The sequence below is a fragment of the Cecembia lonarensis LW9 genome (genome assembly GCF_000298295.1).
In the GTDB taxonomy this organism is placed as follows: domain Bacteria; phylum Bacteroidota; class Bacteroidia; order Cytophagales; family Cyclobacteriaceae; genus Cecembia; species Cecembia lonarensis.
On the sequence record NZ_AMGM01000092.1, the window covers coordinates 1 to 13,803 of the forward strand.

At 42.6% G+C, this 13,803-nt stretch carries 12 protein-coding genes and 1 tRNA gene; 3 read left to right on the forward strand and 10 right to left on the reverse strand.

Features of this window, described 5'->3' with window-relative positions:
- Positions 1–122: 122 nt before the first annotated feature.
- The 3 genes from B879_RS17880 to B879_RS17890 all read right to left on the reverse strand — a co-directional run bounded on the left by B879_RS17880 (position 123) and on the right by B879_RS17890 (position 3,866).
- The gene (locus B879_RS17880; RefSeq protein WP_009186622.1) at positions 123–1,418 is read right to left on the reverse strand and encodes a putative oxidoreductase C-terminal domain-containing protein; all 1,296 of its coding nucleotides are present in this window, start codon (positions 1,416–1,418) and stop codon (positions 123–125) included.
- Positions 1,419–1,503: 85 nt separating this feature from the next.
- Positions 1,504–2,874, reverse strand: a complete 1,371-nt coding sequence (locus B879_RS17885; protein WP_009186623.1) for a Gfo/Idh/MocA family protein — start codon at positions 2,872–2,874, stop codon at positions 1,504–1,506.
- 20 nt (positions 2,875–2,894) lie between these two features.
- The gene (locus tag B879_RS17890) at positions 2,895–3,866 is read right to left on the reverse strand and encodes a DUF6807 domain-containing protein (protein ID WP_009186624.1); all 972 of its coding nucleotides are present in this window, start codon (positions 3,864–3,866) and stop codon (positions 2,895–2,897) included.
- Positions 3,867–3,969: 103 nt separating this feature from the next.
- Here B879_RS17890 and B879_RS17895 point away from each other — a divergent pair, with 103 nt between their 5' ends.
- Positions 3,970–4,872, forward strand: coding sequence for a ThuA domain-containing protein (locus B879_RS17895; protein WP_009186625.1), 903 nt, complete (start codon positions 3,970–3,972; stop codon positions 4,870–4,872).
- Positions 4,873–5,301: 429 nt separating this feature from the next.
- Here B879_RS17895 and B879_RS17900 read toward each other — a convergent pair whose 3' ends face one another.
- From B879_RS17900 to B879_RS17910, 3 genes are all read right to left on the reverse strand, one after another.
- The gene (locus B879_RS17900; RefSeq protein WP_009186626.1) at positions 5,302–8,430 is read right to left on the reverse strand and encodes an AsmA-like C-terminal region-containing protein; all 3,129 of its coding nucleotides are present in this window, start codon (positions 8,428–8,430) and stop codon (positions 5,302–5,304) included.
- Between the two features lie 159 nt (positions 8,431–8,589).
- On the reverse strand, positions 8,590–10,893 hold the full coding sequence (locus tag B879_RS17905) for a xanthine dehydrogenase family protein molybdopterin-binding subunit (protein WP_009186627.1): 2,304 nt from the start codon (positions 10,891–10,893) through the stop codon (positions 8,590–8,592).
- Complete coding sequence (locus B879_RS17910) at positions 10,893–11,351, reverse strand: (2Fe-2S)-binding protein (protein ID WP_009186628.1); 459 nt, start codon at positions 11,349–11,351, stop codon at positions 10,893–10,895. The genes B879_RS17905 and B879_RS17910 overlap by 1 nt, the downstream gene beginning before the upstream one ends.
- A gap of 136 nt (positions 11,352–11,487) precedes the next feature.
- Between B879_RS17910 and B879_RS17915 the strand changes: the two genes are divergently transcribed.
- Both B879_RS17915 and B879_RS17920 read left to right on the forward strand, forming a co-directional pair.
- The gene (locus tag B879_RS17915; RefSeq protein WP_238542167.1) at positions 11,488–12,363 is read left to right on the forward strand and encodes a hypothetical protein; all 876 of its coding nucleotides are present in this window, start codon (positions 11,488–11,490) and stop codon (positions 12,361–12,363) included.
- 135 nt (positions 12,364–12,498) lie between these two features.
- Positions 12,499–12,572, forward strand: a tRNA-Asn gene (locus tag B879_RS17920).
- A gap of 195 nt (positions 12,573–12,767) precedes the next feature.
- Here B879_RS17920 and B879_RS17925 read toward each other — a convergent pair.
- The 4 genes from B879_RS17925 to B879_RS17940 are packed head-to-tail and all read right to left on the reverse strand — an operon-like array spanning position 12,768 to position 13,695.
- The gene (locus tag B879_RS17925; RefSeq protein WP_009186630.1) at positions 12,768–12,980 is read right to left on the reverse strand and encodes a hypothetical protein; all 213 of its coding nucleotides are present in this window, start codon (positions 12,978–12,980) and stop codon (positions 12,768–12,770) included.
- A complete protein-coding gene (locus B879_RS17930) occupies positions 12,973–13,194 on the reverse strand; it encodes a hypothetical protein (RefSeq protein WP_009186631.1) in 222 nt (73 codons plus the stop codon). Before B879_RS17930 ends, B879_RS17925 begins: the two co-directional genes overlap by 8 nt.
- On the reverse strand, positions 13,191–13,418 hold the full coding sequence (locus B879_RS17935; RefSeq protein WP_009186632.1) for a hypothetical protein: 228 nt from the start codon (positions 13,416–13,418) through the stop codon (positions 13,191–13,193). Before B879_RS17935 ends, B879_RS17930 begins: the two co-directional genes overlap by 4 nt.
- Positions 13,411–13,695: a hypothetical protein gene (locus B879_RS17940; RefSeq protein WP_009186633.1), complete on the reverse strand. Its 285-nt coding sequence runs from the start codon at positions 13,693–13,695 to the stop codon at positions 13,411–13,413. Before B879_RS17940 ends, B879_RS17935 begins: the two co-directional genes overlap by 8 nt.
- Between the last annotated feature and the right edge of the window lie 108 nt (positions 13,696–13,803).

Consider the following 13,803-nt stretch of genomic DNA (forward strand, 5'->3'; position numbering starts at 1 on the left):
GTTCGGGATTACAAATCCCGAACAGCTGACTTCTCGCTTCTAAAATAAATCTAACTTTTGTGTTCCTTTTGTGTCTTTTGTGGTTTGTGAAAAAATCTTTTACGGTTAAAGAACCCTCCTTTTTATGGATTTTGCCTCGCCAGTTCCAGCGCTTTTGTAGTAGTAAAGTACTTCACCAACATATTGGGCACTTCCCAGTCGGGCATATTGCCTTTTTGGAAATATTCCAAAAACTTTTCCGTCACCTGGGCAAAGTGGGCCTCATGACCTACATGGTAACTATCAGGAATCTGTATCAGGTATTTTCCATCAGACAACTTCTCCAATCCAAGCCCAGGGTAATTTCCTTGAAGGCTGACACGGATAGCTTGTTCCAATTCTTTTTCCTGTCCCTCCAATAACTCCACATATAAAGTGGGTTTGAAAGCCTCTGCTTCCCCCTGTTGGATGATCAGATTGGCCTTGGTACCCCGCATCACACTGTAGTGGGTATCTCCCCCACCCTCTGGTGCCTGAAAATCCCAAATCACACTGACCTTGGCATGCTTGCCCCGCAAAGTATAATGCATCTCTCCATTCCCATAGACCTGAAGCTGACCGTCTTTAAGGTCTTTGTGTAAAAACTCAGGGAAATCTGCTTTTCCCGTAACTTTTTGAAATTCTTCGACCGAAAGAGGAGTAGACCACCTTCTAGCTGCAAGCATCTCCACATCTGACATGTCCAAAACCTGTTCTGGAAAGGCTGCCCATTGGATCAGATCTACCAGATGCGTGGTCACATCGACCAAGCCTTCCCCTTGTTTGGTCACATCAAAAAACCAATCCGGACGGATCAACGGCTGTCCAGAAACATATTTGAAAAAATGGTGTACACTTTCCTTGGTAATTGCCGGCTCTTCCAGTGTCCCATCCACCAAAGTGCCAAAAACTTCAGGGATCAGGGACAGTTCTTTTTGCAAAATGGAAGTGATCTCAAAGCGCTCGGACATGATGTCATAAAGCAAGAGGTCATTCATCTCAGCAATGCCAAATGCCTGCTTTAATTTCTCAAAGCCTTTTTGATCAATCACCAATGGTTTATCTGCATAGACATGTATTCCATTTTGAATTGCCGCCAGGATATAATCTATTTTATGGTCGTTTTTACCGGCTACCATCATCACATTCCCGGGCTTCCTTTGGATCATCTGATTGAGGTAATCGGGCGTCTTATAAACCTCCACATTCCAGGCGGTAGGATTGTCACTTCTCGTATTAAACCCTTCAAGTCTTTGAAGGAAATCTTTGAGTTCCGCACCATCTGGAGCGAAAACATATACTGTAGAATCAACCTGAGGATACATGGATTTATGGATCAGCCCGGCATGAAAATGCCCAGGGTCCAAACTCATAAATACCACCTTGTCACTTTCCTCCATACTGTCTTTTTTTGGGGATGAGCAATTGGCTAAAAGGAGCAAAACGAGTAATCCCAACACTTGAATTGCCCAAACTTTGATACTTTTAAACTTTAACATAATCTGTTCCATAAGGTGCTCTTTGGGGCCTGCTTAGATGTGCATTGGCCTCATCATCATTGACAAATCTTTCTGCATTCACATCCCACTCCAATCTTCTGCCCACTTTCATGGCCACATGGCTGATCAAACAAACGGAACAGGACCGATGCCCAACTTCTATAGGAGAAATGGGCTCTTTTCCACTTTGGATACATTCCAGCCAGTTGCCATGTTGATCTTCGCTTTTGTATAAATGGATTTCATTGGGGCCAATGACCGATTCCAATAATCTGGGGTCAGAGGCATCCAAGGCTTTGGCGCTTTCACCTTGACTCACCGGGTCACTGGCAGAGGCTACATAACTCCCACGGGACACCCACACCCATCCCTCTGTTCCTTCATAACGAATGCCATTGGGATAACCTCCACTGGTCAACATGGTAATCCCATTATCATATTCCGCCTTGACCATAAAGTCTCCATGCACGTTCCAAAAACCCGATCTAGGGAATTCTGCAACTGCTTCAATATATCTTGGTCCGGTGAGTTCGGTATCCATGCCCCAAGCGGCAGAGTCAAAATGATGCTGCCCCCAACCGGTAATCATTCCTGCCCCATAGTTTTCATGTCTCAACCAGCCAGGACGGTCATAACCTTCCTGTGGGTGTACACCAATTTCAGAATAGGGCAATTCTGGTGTAGAGCCCAACCACATGTCGAAATTCAGGTTTTTAGGCACTGTCATTGGAATTGCTTCCGGACCAGATGGATCACCTGGCAGCCCTATGCGAACAGTATGCAGTTTCCCAATCCTCCCATTACGTACCAATTCAGCCGCTATCCTAAACTGGGGGCTGGAGCGCTGTTGGGTACCTAATTGCACAACCACACCGGTTCTTTTTACCAAATCTGTCAACTGCCTGCCTTCCTTGATGGTGAGTGAGGTGGGTTTTTGCAGGTAGATGTGTTTGCCTGCCAATGCAGCTTCCATGGCAGGTTGGGAATGCCAATGATCAGGGGTGCTGATAATCACGGCATCGATATCTTTATCCAGGAGCATTTCCCTGTAATCTCCATATTGCTTGACATCCATGTAGGGTTTCCCCATTTTGTCGGAATAATATTTTTCTACCAACTCCTTACCCTCCTTCATCCTTTTGCTGTCTACATCAGAAACAGCCACGATCCTACCAACATCATGCTTCCAAGTTCCTGGCAAGTCATGGTCTCTTGCGATTCGGCCGCAACCGATCTGACCAATATGGATTTTATTGCTGGGTGCATTTTTCCCAAATACCGATGCAGGTACTATGGTTGGAAAACCCAATACAGCACCCGATAAAGCGGTAGTTTTGATAAAATCTCTTCTTTTCATAGATTACTCCTATAAAGGTTTTAATATTTTGCAAATTCATTCCAATAAGCCTCGGCCTCCTCTGCGGTCAAGTCATCGTCAAATACAATCATCCTATATTTGAGTGTATTGGTCTTACCAGGCAGGATTTCCCATGCTTCATGCCTGATGGGACAAAACTCTATAAAGACATTTCCAACCCCGTCATAAAAATCTTCAGGCCAAACACGCATAGGTTCAGGGTGGGCCCGGTTACTCGGATGACTGAGAAAAAGGATACCGCTTTGACCTGATGGATCGTCAGATTCCCCAAAGACCATCACCCATTTGGCAAAACTCCCATCGGCTGTTTTGCGGTCATTTCCCTCTGAAGTCAGGATATGGCTGTTATCCGTACCCCATCTTGCTGTTGCCCTGAACCCTATCCCCCCACCATAACGATAGGCATCTAAGATTACCGGACTGCTCAATGGCGTTGAAATTTCAGTAGTATAATCCACTGCATAGCGCTTATCCCCCACGTTCCATACCCTTATTCCCAAATCTTCTTCAATGGCCACTTGTGCTCCCTTGGGTGCTAATAGATCAATATGATTTTGCCTGGGCACGATTTCAGCATATTCTGCATGCTCCTTAGAAGCCAAAAGATGAGCAAAATCCACTCGACCCTGTCCATCACCCAAGTTCCAAAAATCCACTTCTCTTCCCTCCACTAATGTCCTGGTCCAGGGCCCCCATACCCCATAATGGTGGTAATGATCAGGGGGCTGTATGCGGGTAAGCTCCTGCCCTGATGGAGAGTATATCGGATGGATAAATCCGGATTTGCTGAATTGGGCATCTACGCCTTCAGGAACCGGAGCCATGGCTGTCTGATACCTCAGTAAGACCTTATCTTCGAATACAAAATCTATCCCTTTTTCTGATTCCCTTAATTGGATTTCCTGGCCAAAAACCAAAACTGGCAATATTATAAGGCAAGCCATTCCACAGAAAAGTCTTTTGAAAATCATAGGTTTTTAGGTTATTTGGTTTGGACTTATGAATTTATACAAAATATCGAAAGCTGCCATGCAAAATCCCGATTTTAGGATTATTGGAATAATATCCACTTTAATGCTAGTTCTGACCGGATCTGTGCGCCCTACTTATTCCCAAGATTTACCTGTAGTCCCTTTAGATGATGTCTGGAAACAAAAAATCCGTGGCTTGGCTCCAGCAAAAACGAGTTTTCCTGTTTCTGAAAAGAAAAGGATTCTGGTTTTTTCCTTACATACTGGTTTTGAACATTGGGTGATCCCCCATACTTCAGAAATGATCCGGATCATCAGTGAAAAAAGTGGGGCATTTGAAGTCGTGGACAGTAAAGATATCCACTTATTTGAACCGGAAAAGCTGGGAAAATTTGATGCAGTCGTATTGAATAACACCTGTTCAAAACCTGAACACCGTAATCTTTTCTGGGATAAATTAAGAGCTGAATCCGATGCTGACAGCCTAAACTTGATGCAAAAGGCTTTAGAATTAGAAAATAACTTGTTGGCATATGTCCAAAATGGCGGAGGATTAATGGTGGTCCATGGAGGCATCACTACCCAAAATAAGTCCAGGGCCTTTAGCCGCTTGGTTGGTGCAAGCTTCGATTACCATCCTCCCCAGCAACCCATTCAGATCCGCTTGGTTGATCCAGAACATCCCATGGTACAGGTTTTCCCAAAAGAAGGATTCAAGCATATTGACGAGCCCTATTTTTATAGCAATGCCTATGAAGATAAGGACTTTAGACCTTTGCTCTATTTTAACAATGAAGAGATCACGGGCCAAAGGGAGCCTGCCAAGACCGGAAAAACCTATGTGGCCTGGATCAGGGCTGAAGGCAAGGGAAAAGTGATGTACTGCTCCCCTTCACACAATGCCCAGAGTTTTGAAAATCCCGACTTACTCCAATTCTTTTTGAGTGGATTACAATATGTAGTGGGAGATGTGGATTGTGAAGATCAGCCTTTGGGGGCATCCTGATTATTTAACATTTAGGAAAACGTAAAGAAACGAGGATGACATGTTCATTGCCGTCATTCTGATCCCAAGGAATTCGGGATACCATTGACAGATAGGAGTAACCGTCGCCCTGATCCCGATGGCTCGGGAGAAGGGTTTCCTAAATCAAAAGAAATTCTTCCCCGAATTGGGAAAGTGAACTATTAAACAACTTGTCCCATGCATAGGGGATAGATTGGCGACACCAAGCCTTTTTTTTAAAACCAGACAGTTAGCTCTTGAAAAACTAAATGTACTATGTTTGGGGCTGAAAAAATCCGCCACATAGCGACATAGAAAACATAGCAGGGCAGCAGCAAACCTTTGTTTTTAAAATCTCAGAGTGACGGGTACTAGATGCTGCTAATTGCAGTTTCTCAAATCGGCATTTTCAGAAAGTCAAAAATCTAACTACCGCATTCTTCCCAAAGAAACCCTAAAATCATCCGGCCTTCCCTGCATATTAATGTTCAGAAAACGAACCCTGCGGTTGGTATCCCTAAACACAATGGCATCTTCCTGGTCAGGGTCAATTTCATTTCTCGACCTATTACCGAATAACCTCCTGAAACCTACCTGACTGACCAAGCTTAAAGGAACACGAATCTCATAATTCATGTCCAAGTCTAAACTTTGACGCCCGGCAATTTCCAAAAATCCAAGGCTGGAATTGATATTCATTCTTGGGATATGCAATACGCCTTCCTTCAATTCAAAAGTATTGGTCAGGGTATCAAACCTGACCCTGTTTAAATTTCTATCTGAAAAGAAATCTGAAAGTGCTAAAAACGGAGCAAAATTCACTAGGCTACCATCATAAACCGTCAATGCGATCTTTGCGTCAGATTGATCGATGATGGGGGTCAAATCAGGATACACCAGAAACCTTCCTTCGATGGTACCGGATATCTCCCCTTTTAGATTTTCATTGATCATGATATCCTTCCCTGCATTTTCTATCTTGAACAAGAGCTTGTCAATATTCAGCTTATCAGCCTGCATTTGGGCATGTAAATAAATCTCCTCTGGATTGGATCCATTGAGGTAGCATTTCATGCCCAAGCTTCCCTGAACAACCCTAAGCCCTAAGGTGTCCAAATGTAGGAAGTGATTACTGGTCGTTCGGGCTTTGCCTTTTACATCTTCCAACCAATTATAATGGTAATTCAACTTCTTGATATCTGCCGTAAATTCCATGTCCCTGAAAGGGATTTTGAAAATATTAAAGGCCTCTGCATGGTTGGTATCTTCTTCAAATCCCGTAAAACCCAAGAGGGCATCCAAATCCAGGGCAGCAGCCCGAAAACGAAAGTAATCTTTCTTGACTTGAACACTATCATCCAGGTTGAGCCCCAGGTCAAAAGCAAACTCCGACTGTCCCATTTTACCTCCAAAATCCTTGATGGACAGGTAATCCCTTTCCCAATTGACTGTTCCTCTAAATTGCTCCAATTTCAAAGGGTGTAACTGCGTTCTTCCAGTTAATTGATGGAGTATTAAATCTGCTCCCTGCAATCCATCTCGGAAATAAAGATGAAGCTTCCCCCGTAAATCCAAAGAAGAAAAGACTTCCTTTGCCCAAGATTCCGGTAAGTAATTGACACCATTGTAAGTCAAGAGGTCATTGACTTTCAACTTGGAGGACTGTAAAGACCAATCTATACTGGAATTTCCTGCCAACTCTTCCTGAAACCATTTGGGGTAATTGTAAACAGTAGCATCTAACCTGAAATCAGACTGGTCTATTTTGCCAGAAAAATTCTTCACAGCAACTTCCTTTTCTCCTATGGTCAGCTCCGCCTTGAAATTTTCAAGTTTATGCGGGTAATGTTCCAACCTGGCCTGGAATTTCTCCAAGACCAAATTCCCTTTGGGCAGGTACTGAAAATCAAACAACTCCGCTGCTTTTGCATTCAGAACAAAACGGGTATTGAATTCATGTATTTTTTCCTTTTTATCCTCCTTATTGAGCAGTTGGGCAAGATCCATTTTCTTAGAATTGGCCTCCAAACTTACTTTTACCGGCTTATCGAAGCGATGGAAAATGGCTGGCAGATCACTGACCTCTGCCTTAAAACCAAAATCTGAATCACTGATTCTAAAATCCAAATTCCGCAAATTGAAGGCTCCATCCTGCATGACAGCATAGGCATTGACACTTGAAATGGGATAAGGGAAATCCGTTACATTGAAATTGAGGTTTCTCAATACCAACTCAGTCTGTATGCTTTGCTTCAATTGGGCAAGGTCTGTGGCAGAGGCATCCAGGTCCACCAGTTCATCAAAATCCATGCTGAGCAAAACCTGTCCACTGATCCCTTCAAATTTTTCCAACTGAAAAAAGTCCCCCACAAATTCCATATCCAGGTCAGCTTTCAATTTCACTTTGACATAGGGGTCTTCAAAATTACGGATGGTCAAATCCCCCTGAAAAATCCCTTGTTCAGGTCGGGCATTAAAATTCTGAACCTGCAATTCAGAAGTCCTTAAGTTTCTTTCCGAACCATTGGTAAAAAACCCAAAAAACCTCAGCTCATCTACTTTTAGGTTATTGTCAGCCCTTTGGAAAAAGGCATTTTCACACCCAAACTCTACGGCTATAGCCGGCGTACTGCCCTCTGCCAAAAGACCTCTTACTGTACCTTTGAAGAAGACTTCTCCTTCATTTTGATATTCATTGAGTGCTTCGGCCACCCCTTTGGGCAAAAATGCCCCAAACATATTGAAATCCGGCTTCTGACCTTCTAACCTCAGGTCCATGTCCAGCCCTTTTTCCAGAATGTCAACTTTTCCGTTGGCAGCAAATAAAGCCTCCTCCAGCCCGATCCTTGAAGGCATCAATTGCAACACTTGTTGTTGGGTATCAAAGTTTAGATCAAGGTCCAGATGGATATTTTTTTCTGAGAAAAATGTAGGCTTCCCATGACGCAGGAAATCAAAAATCAAATTTCCTTTTAAATCAAAGGTAAAATTATCTTCCCTTTTTCGAATACTACTTTTCCAGTCATCAATCTCAACCCGATAAGACATGGTATCGGACTTGTCTTCAAAGGAGATGGTAAAATTAGAAACTTTCACTTTTGAGAGTTCAAAACCAACCATTTCTCCTTCCTCTTCCCGTGTTCTGCTTTCTATACCCTTTGCCAAGAGGATATTGATATCACCATTGGGATATTTGACCACATCTGCATGTCCATCACTGACGCGAATACTTTTTACTTTGTAGTTCCCCCCAATAATGTCCCAAACATTAAAGCCCAGGTACAAATGTCCTGCCTCATAAAATGGCCTGGTATCTTTCTCCTTATTTTCAAAAAAAGCAACACCTCTAAGGTCTATGGAAATATAGGGAAATTCACTTAGGACAGACACCCTACTATTATCAACGGTCAATTTGCCAACAAACTGACTGTTGGCTGCCGTGATGGCCTTCTGAGTAATGGCTTCCTGCTTCAAAACAAGTATAGCAGCTGTGACACCGATCAAGACAATCGGAAGAAAAATGATGATGATAAGGGCCTTTTTGATCCAGGATTTCATGGGACGGACATGAGATTTCTAAAATCAAACGTGAAGCCCCCTAGGAATGGTTACATCATTAAATAAAAAACCTTTGGGTACACCAAGGCACACCCAAAGGTTTTGAACAGAAAACTTTTTAAATTAAATCACTTAATGCCTCCTGGCGCGGGGAGTTCTTTAAGCTTTGTATGGCAAGCGGTAAATACGCTCACCCGTTAATTTGTATATGGCATTGCATAGCGCAGGAATGTAGGGTGGTACTGGCGGCTCTCCTACCCCTGTCGGTTTTTCCATACTTTCTATCAGGTGAATATGAGTCTTTTTGGGTGCCTGAGGCATCCTGATGATCTGATAGCCGTCGAAATTATTCTGCTGGACTTTGCCATTTTTTAACGTGATAGCTGAAGTCAGCACCAAACTGGTGGCAAACTGTGCCCCACCTTCAAACTGTGATCGGATACGGTCTGTATTGACACCGATACCACAATCTACCGCATAATGTACCTCTGGAATGATGAGTTGCCCATTATCTGCCTTAGTCACTTCAACAACGCATGCCACATAAGTCAAAAAGCTTTTATGCACTGCAAACCCCACATTTTTCCCATCAGCTACTGCCTGTTTCCAATTGGATGCTTGGGCGACTTTTTCTATGACTCCTCTTAACCTCCTGGTATTCCATGGAAACTTGTCCAAAGGCTCACCATAATTACCAAAATCTCCTTTCAACTCCCCTTCGAACGTTAGGTTTTTATCCTCAGCCAACATACTCATTAGGAAATCAACAGGATCTACCCCTTTGGCCTCAGCCACCTCGTCCAACATACAGCTAATGGCAAAAGCGTGGTGGATATTGCTTACGGATCGTAACCAACCAATACGGGTATGAGCTTTAGATTCGTGTGTTTCAATCCGGATATTGGGCACCTCATAAGGAAAATCTATACAGCCCAAGCCTAATTCTCCATCAGAAGGATGGACTTCATCTGCATTCGCAGTTGCACCGATGGCAGGGAAAACGGTATGGTGATTCCAACCGCTCAAATTACCATTCCTGTCTAACACCGCCCTGATACGTTGGGCACTTTGGGCATGATAGAAATCATGATGCAGGTCATCATCCCGGGTCCATTGAACCCTAACAGGAAGTTTGGCTGCTTTGGAAAGTAATGCCGCTTCCACGATAAAATCAGGCTTCGACTTCCTTCCAAAACCACCTCCTAGTAAAGTGATATTCATTTTGACATCCTGATAATCGATGTCTAACGCTTGGGCTACTGCTTGTCTCGCCCACTGCGGATGCTGGGTAGGGGCCCAGATTTCACAGGTACCATCTCCGTGAACATGGGCAATGGCTGCCGGTGGCTCCATCGTTGCATGCGCATAAAAAGGTGCCAGATAGGTTCTTTCAATGACCTGCCCACCCTGCTGTCTGGCTGCATTGAAATTCCCCCTTTCCCTCCTTATTTGACCATTTCTGCTGGTACTCGCCAACATCTCTTCTAACTGTTGTTCGGAGTCATAGGCTTGATTAGGCCCTAGGTCCCATTCAATTTCCAAAGCTTCTCTTCCTTTGATCGCCGCCCAGGTATTGTCAGCGATCACGGCCACTCCTTCCAAAGCCTTATCCAAACCCGGAGGGATACCTGCTCCTTCAATTTTCACTACCCTTGTCACTCCTGGAACAGCCAGTGCCTTTTGATCATTAAAGCTTCTTACCTTAGCACCGATCACCGGACTTCTCTTGACCACGGCAACTTGCATCCCAGGAAGGTCTATATCAGCTCCAAAAACAGCTTTCCCCGTAGCAATATCCAGGTTATCATAAATGGCAATATCTTTACCAATCAATTTATAAGATGAAAACTCTTTGAGTTGGATACTTTCCTGGTCCGGCATTTCAATTTCCTGGGCAAGATCTACCAGATCCCCAAATTTTATTTTTTTACCCCCTGAATGAACTACCTGCCCCATCTCTGTTCGGCATTCTGATGCATCTACATTCCATTTTTTTGCTGCAGCAGCCACCAACATATGTCTTGCCGTAGCCCCGGCTTTACGCATGGGTTCATAAAACATCCGCACAGAATAGGAACCATCAGTATTTTGATCTCCGTATTTTTCCTCATCCCCTTCTGCCTGAACAATCTTCACTTTGCTCCAATCCGCTCCAAGTTCATCCGCCACAATCATGGGCAGGGAGGTCCGTATCCCAGTTCCCATTTCGGATCTGTGCGCAATGATGGTCACTTGGTTGTCAGAGTCTATGCTGAGATAAACATTGGGAGCAAAGGTGATGAGCTCTCCTTTTGGGCCACTGCATTGGAAGTTTACACCTAAAAGAAAGCCTCCTGTGGCCAAAGAACCCATTTTTAGAAAATCTCTACGGGATGGGACAAATACTTTACTTTTATTTTCGGGCGCTTTGCTTTTCAGAAAAGGAAATTTTGGCAACATGGTTAAGTCTTTTGGGTGAAACATCAATAAGATTTGGATGCGGTAAGAATGGCTTCTTTGATCCGGTTATAAGTACCGCAGCGGCATAAATTCCCTGCCATAGCCGATTCAATTTCCTCCTCAGATGGCTTAGGGTTTCTTTTCAGCAAAGCTGCCGCACTCATGATTTGCCCTGTTTGGCAGTAGCCACACTGGGGCACCACATGCTCCACCCATGCCTTTTGGACAGGGTGTTTGCCCTCATTGGACAATCCCTCAATGGTGGTAATTTTTTGGTCTCCCACCTCTGAAACCGGATAGGCACAGGAGCGGATGGCCACATCATCCAATAAGACTGTACAACTTCCGCATAGCCCTTGACCACAGCCGTATTTGGCTCCTTTCAGGTCAAGTATATCACGCAAAACCCAAAGTAAAGGCATATCGGGTTGGACTTCTACCGATTGCTTATTCCCATTAATGATGAGGGTAAACTTTTCCATAATTGACTGCTGGTTTTATCGAATGTAGGTGACAATGCTTTGAGCTATTTAATTTAATGTGATTTTTATCCCAAAGAAAACCATTCAACCTTTTTATTTTGGTAAATTGTTAAAATTATGACCCTTTCGAGAAAATATGATGTTAAAACAATTTTTCAAATGGCAGATCAAGGTTTTTGACTATCTCGAATCCCGTTGGGAAACAGGGCCGGTATCCAAATCCATTAGCAATATTGTGGTGGCCTTCTTCTTGGCAGGTCTTGTTTTTGGCTTATTGGCTTATCTGGATATTTACCAAATCAGTACCGGTTACAGTGCTTTCTTTGCTATAGAGTTAGCATTCAATGTACTCTTGATTTTTGAAGTATTAGGCTTGATCTTTTTGATTCCTAAATCTGTTGCCGATGCGGTAGGAAAGCAGTTTGAAATCATTTCTCTGGTTTTACTCAGGGATGCATTCAAGGAATTTGGTCATTATCTGGGAGAGGTCAACTGGCAAGTGGAGTTTTTGCTGGAATTGCTACCGATTATATCCGACGCCTTTGGTGCTATTTTGATTTTCCTGATTACTGGATTGTTTTACCGGGCCCAAAAACACTTCCGGATAACGGGAAGTCATGAGGAGCAGCAAGGGTTTATCGGTATAAAAAAACTCTTGTCAATTTACCTGACCCTTTCTTTTGTTGGGCTAGGGGTTTATGATATTGTTTCTGCCTACCAAAACCACCAATTTATTTACAGCATCAAATTGTTCTATACCCTGCTGATATTTACGGATGTATTCATTCTGCTATTTTCCTTGCGCTATACTACGAAATATTATAACCTTTTCCGGTATTCCTCTTTTGCCTTGGCCACCATATTTCTGAGGCTGACCTTATCTGCACCAGCTTATTACAATGTTTTATTGGCTGTGATTGCCGGACTGATGGTTCTTGGGGTGACTTATATTTACAATAAGCTTTTATCCAAAGTGGATGAATTCAAAAAACCCAGGGATCCAAAAAAATAAGTGGCTGATTTTGAATTCAAATAGGCTTTTTAGGTGCGAAAAGTCATTTTTTTTGAGGTGCATATTTGGAAAAAATACATCAACCTGCTAAGTTTGCATCACATTAGACGAAAGCGTCTAACAAAACAATATAATTCCTCCTTAGCTCAGCTGGTTAGAGCACATGACTGTTAATCATGGGGTCCTTGGTTCGAGCCCAAGAGGGGGAGCTTGAAAATCAGGCACTTACGGGTTTTTTACTCGAAGTGCCTTTTTCATTTGCACACCATTTGCACAAAAAACAGCCCTTAGCACACAAATACCGCTCTTAAGCTGGTTTTTTTTAGTGTCTATTTTTGTCTGATTTGGTCCTTTTTATAAGCTTTAAAAATCTATGATATAATTCTTTTAATAACATCGAAAAATTAAACCCATTCAATCTTTGGGAATGAATGTCCAAAAACCCTACTGATTAATTCCCTTTTTTCTTCCTGCCGTTTTCTTTCATCCTCATTTGTGTAAACCCATTCAATCGGTGCAATTGCTTTGCCGTGCTTGAGTAAACACTTCATTTCCTTTTTGTCTATGGTCTTATTCAAATAAGCCTCAAGGATTTTTGTCTTATCTGATTTATTCATCTTCCAATCTTATCAAAGGTTCTATTAATCCCATTTTTTCCAATCCAGTAACATAATTTTTAAGGCTTGATTCCATAGGCTCAAAATCAAAAAAAATAGGCAGTTCCTGTTTGCCAATTCCCCTTATCAAACATTCCTTTGCCTCATACTTTGATATTGTCCCGTGGTGGAGTGCCTTTAATACCGTGGCTCTGAAATTCTTTATTTCCCTCATGGCTTTATACCAATACCTAAATATATAGTAGTTTTGAAATATGCCTTTATAGCTGGTATCCTGTCGAGGATCTTATTAATTGCATCGCTCATGTCATCGCCTCCACTATTGGACAAATTCAAAACTATATCCCCATTTGAGAGAATTAATTTTTTTGCCTCATCTCTCGAAATATGACCATGGCTAAAAGCCTTTAAAACCGTCTTCTTAGCATCGCTATTCATTGACAATATGATTTATCAATAAATCCAAATCCTCTTCGCTCATGCTGTCTAAATTTATTTCTGTGGAGTGTGTGGTGGATTGAAGCTTTGGCAATAAGTACGGCAACAAATCGGATAAGAATTTCAAACGGTCCTTTGCCTCCAAATTATCCAAATCCTGTTGGATCGTGTCGAAATTGTCATCAAATAGCCTTTGTATTAAATCTCTCATCTGGCCATTGATTTTATTCTTTGCGCCCTTTGGCCTTCCTGCATTCCCTTTTTCAAACTTTCCCATATCGCCCGTATTTTTACCGTAATTTACGGATAATTCATTTTTTTTAATGACATTATGACCTCAAAAAATTCATTATATTTGGATAATTCATTTCATTAATAATAATTT

What these genes read in the sequence shown, in the direction of transcription:
- B879_RS17905 (WP_009186627.1), bottom strand. Translation starts at nt 10,893, where the DNA reads ATGTTTCACCCAAAAGACTTAACCATGTTGCCAAAATTTCCTTTTCTG.
- B879_RS17915 (WP_238542167.1), top strand. Translation starts at nt 11,488, where the DNA reads ATGATGTTAAAACAATTTTTCAAATGGCAGATCAAGGTTTTTGACTAT.
- B879_RS17890 (WP_009186624.1), bottom strand. Translation starts at nt 3,866, where the DNA reads ATGATTTTCAAAAGACTTTTCTGTGGAATGGCTTGCCTTATAATATTG.
- B879_RS17900 (WP_009186626.1), bottom strand. Translation starts at nt 8,430, where the DNA reads ATGAAATCCTGGATCAAAAAGGCCCTTATCATCATCATTTTTCTTCCG.
- B879_RS17930 (WP_009186631.1), bottom strand. Translation starts at nt 13,194, where the DNA reads ATGAGGGAAATAAAGAATTTCAGAGCCACGGTATTAAAGGCACTCCAC.
- B879_RS17895 (WP_009186625.1), top strand. Translation starts at nt 3,970, where the DNA reads ATGCTAGTTCTGACCGGATCTGTGCGCCCTACTTATTCCCAAGATTTA.
- B879_RS17880 (WP_009186622.1), bottom strand. Translation starts at nt 1,418, where the DNA reads ATGGAGGAAAGTGACAAGGTGGTATTTATGAGTTTGGACCCTGGGCAT.
- B879_RS17935 (WP_009186632.1), bottom strand. Translation starts at nt 13,418, where the DNA reads ATGAATAGCGATGCTAAGAAGACGGTTTTAAAGGCTTTTAGCCATGGT.
- B879_RS17910 (WP_009186628.1), bottom strand. Translation starts at nt 11,351, where the DNA reads ATGGAAAAGTTTACCCTCATCATTAATGGGAATAAGCAATCGGTAGAA.
- B879_RS17925 (WP_009186630.1), bottom strand. Translation starts at nt 12,980, where the DNA reads ATGAATAAATCAGATAAGACAAAAATCCTTGAGGCTTATTTGAATAAG.
- B879_RS17940 (WP_009186633.1), bottom strand. Translation starts at nt 13,695, where the DNA reads ATGGGAAAGTTTGAAAAAGGGAATGCAGGAAGGCCAAAGGGCGCAAAG.
- B879_RS17885 (WP_009186623.1), bottom strand. Translation starts at nt 2,874, where the DNA reads ATGAAAAGAAGAGATTTTATCAAAACTACCGCTTTATCGGGTGCTGTA.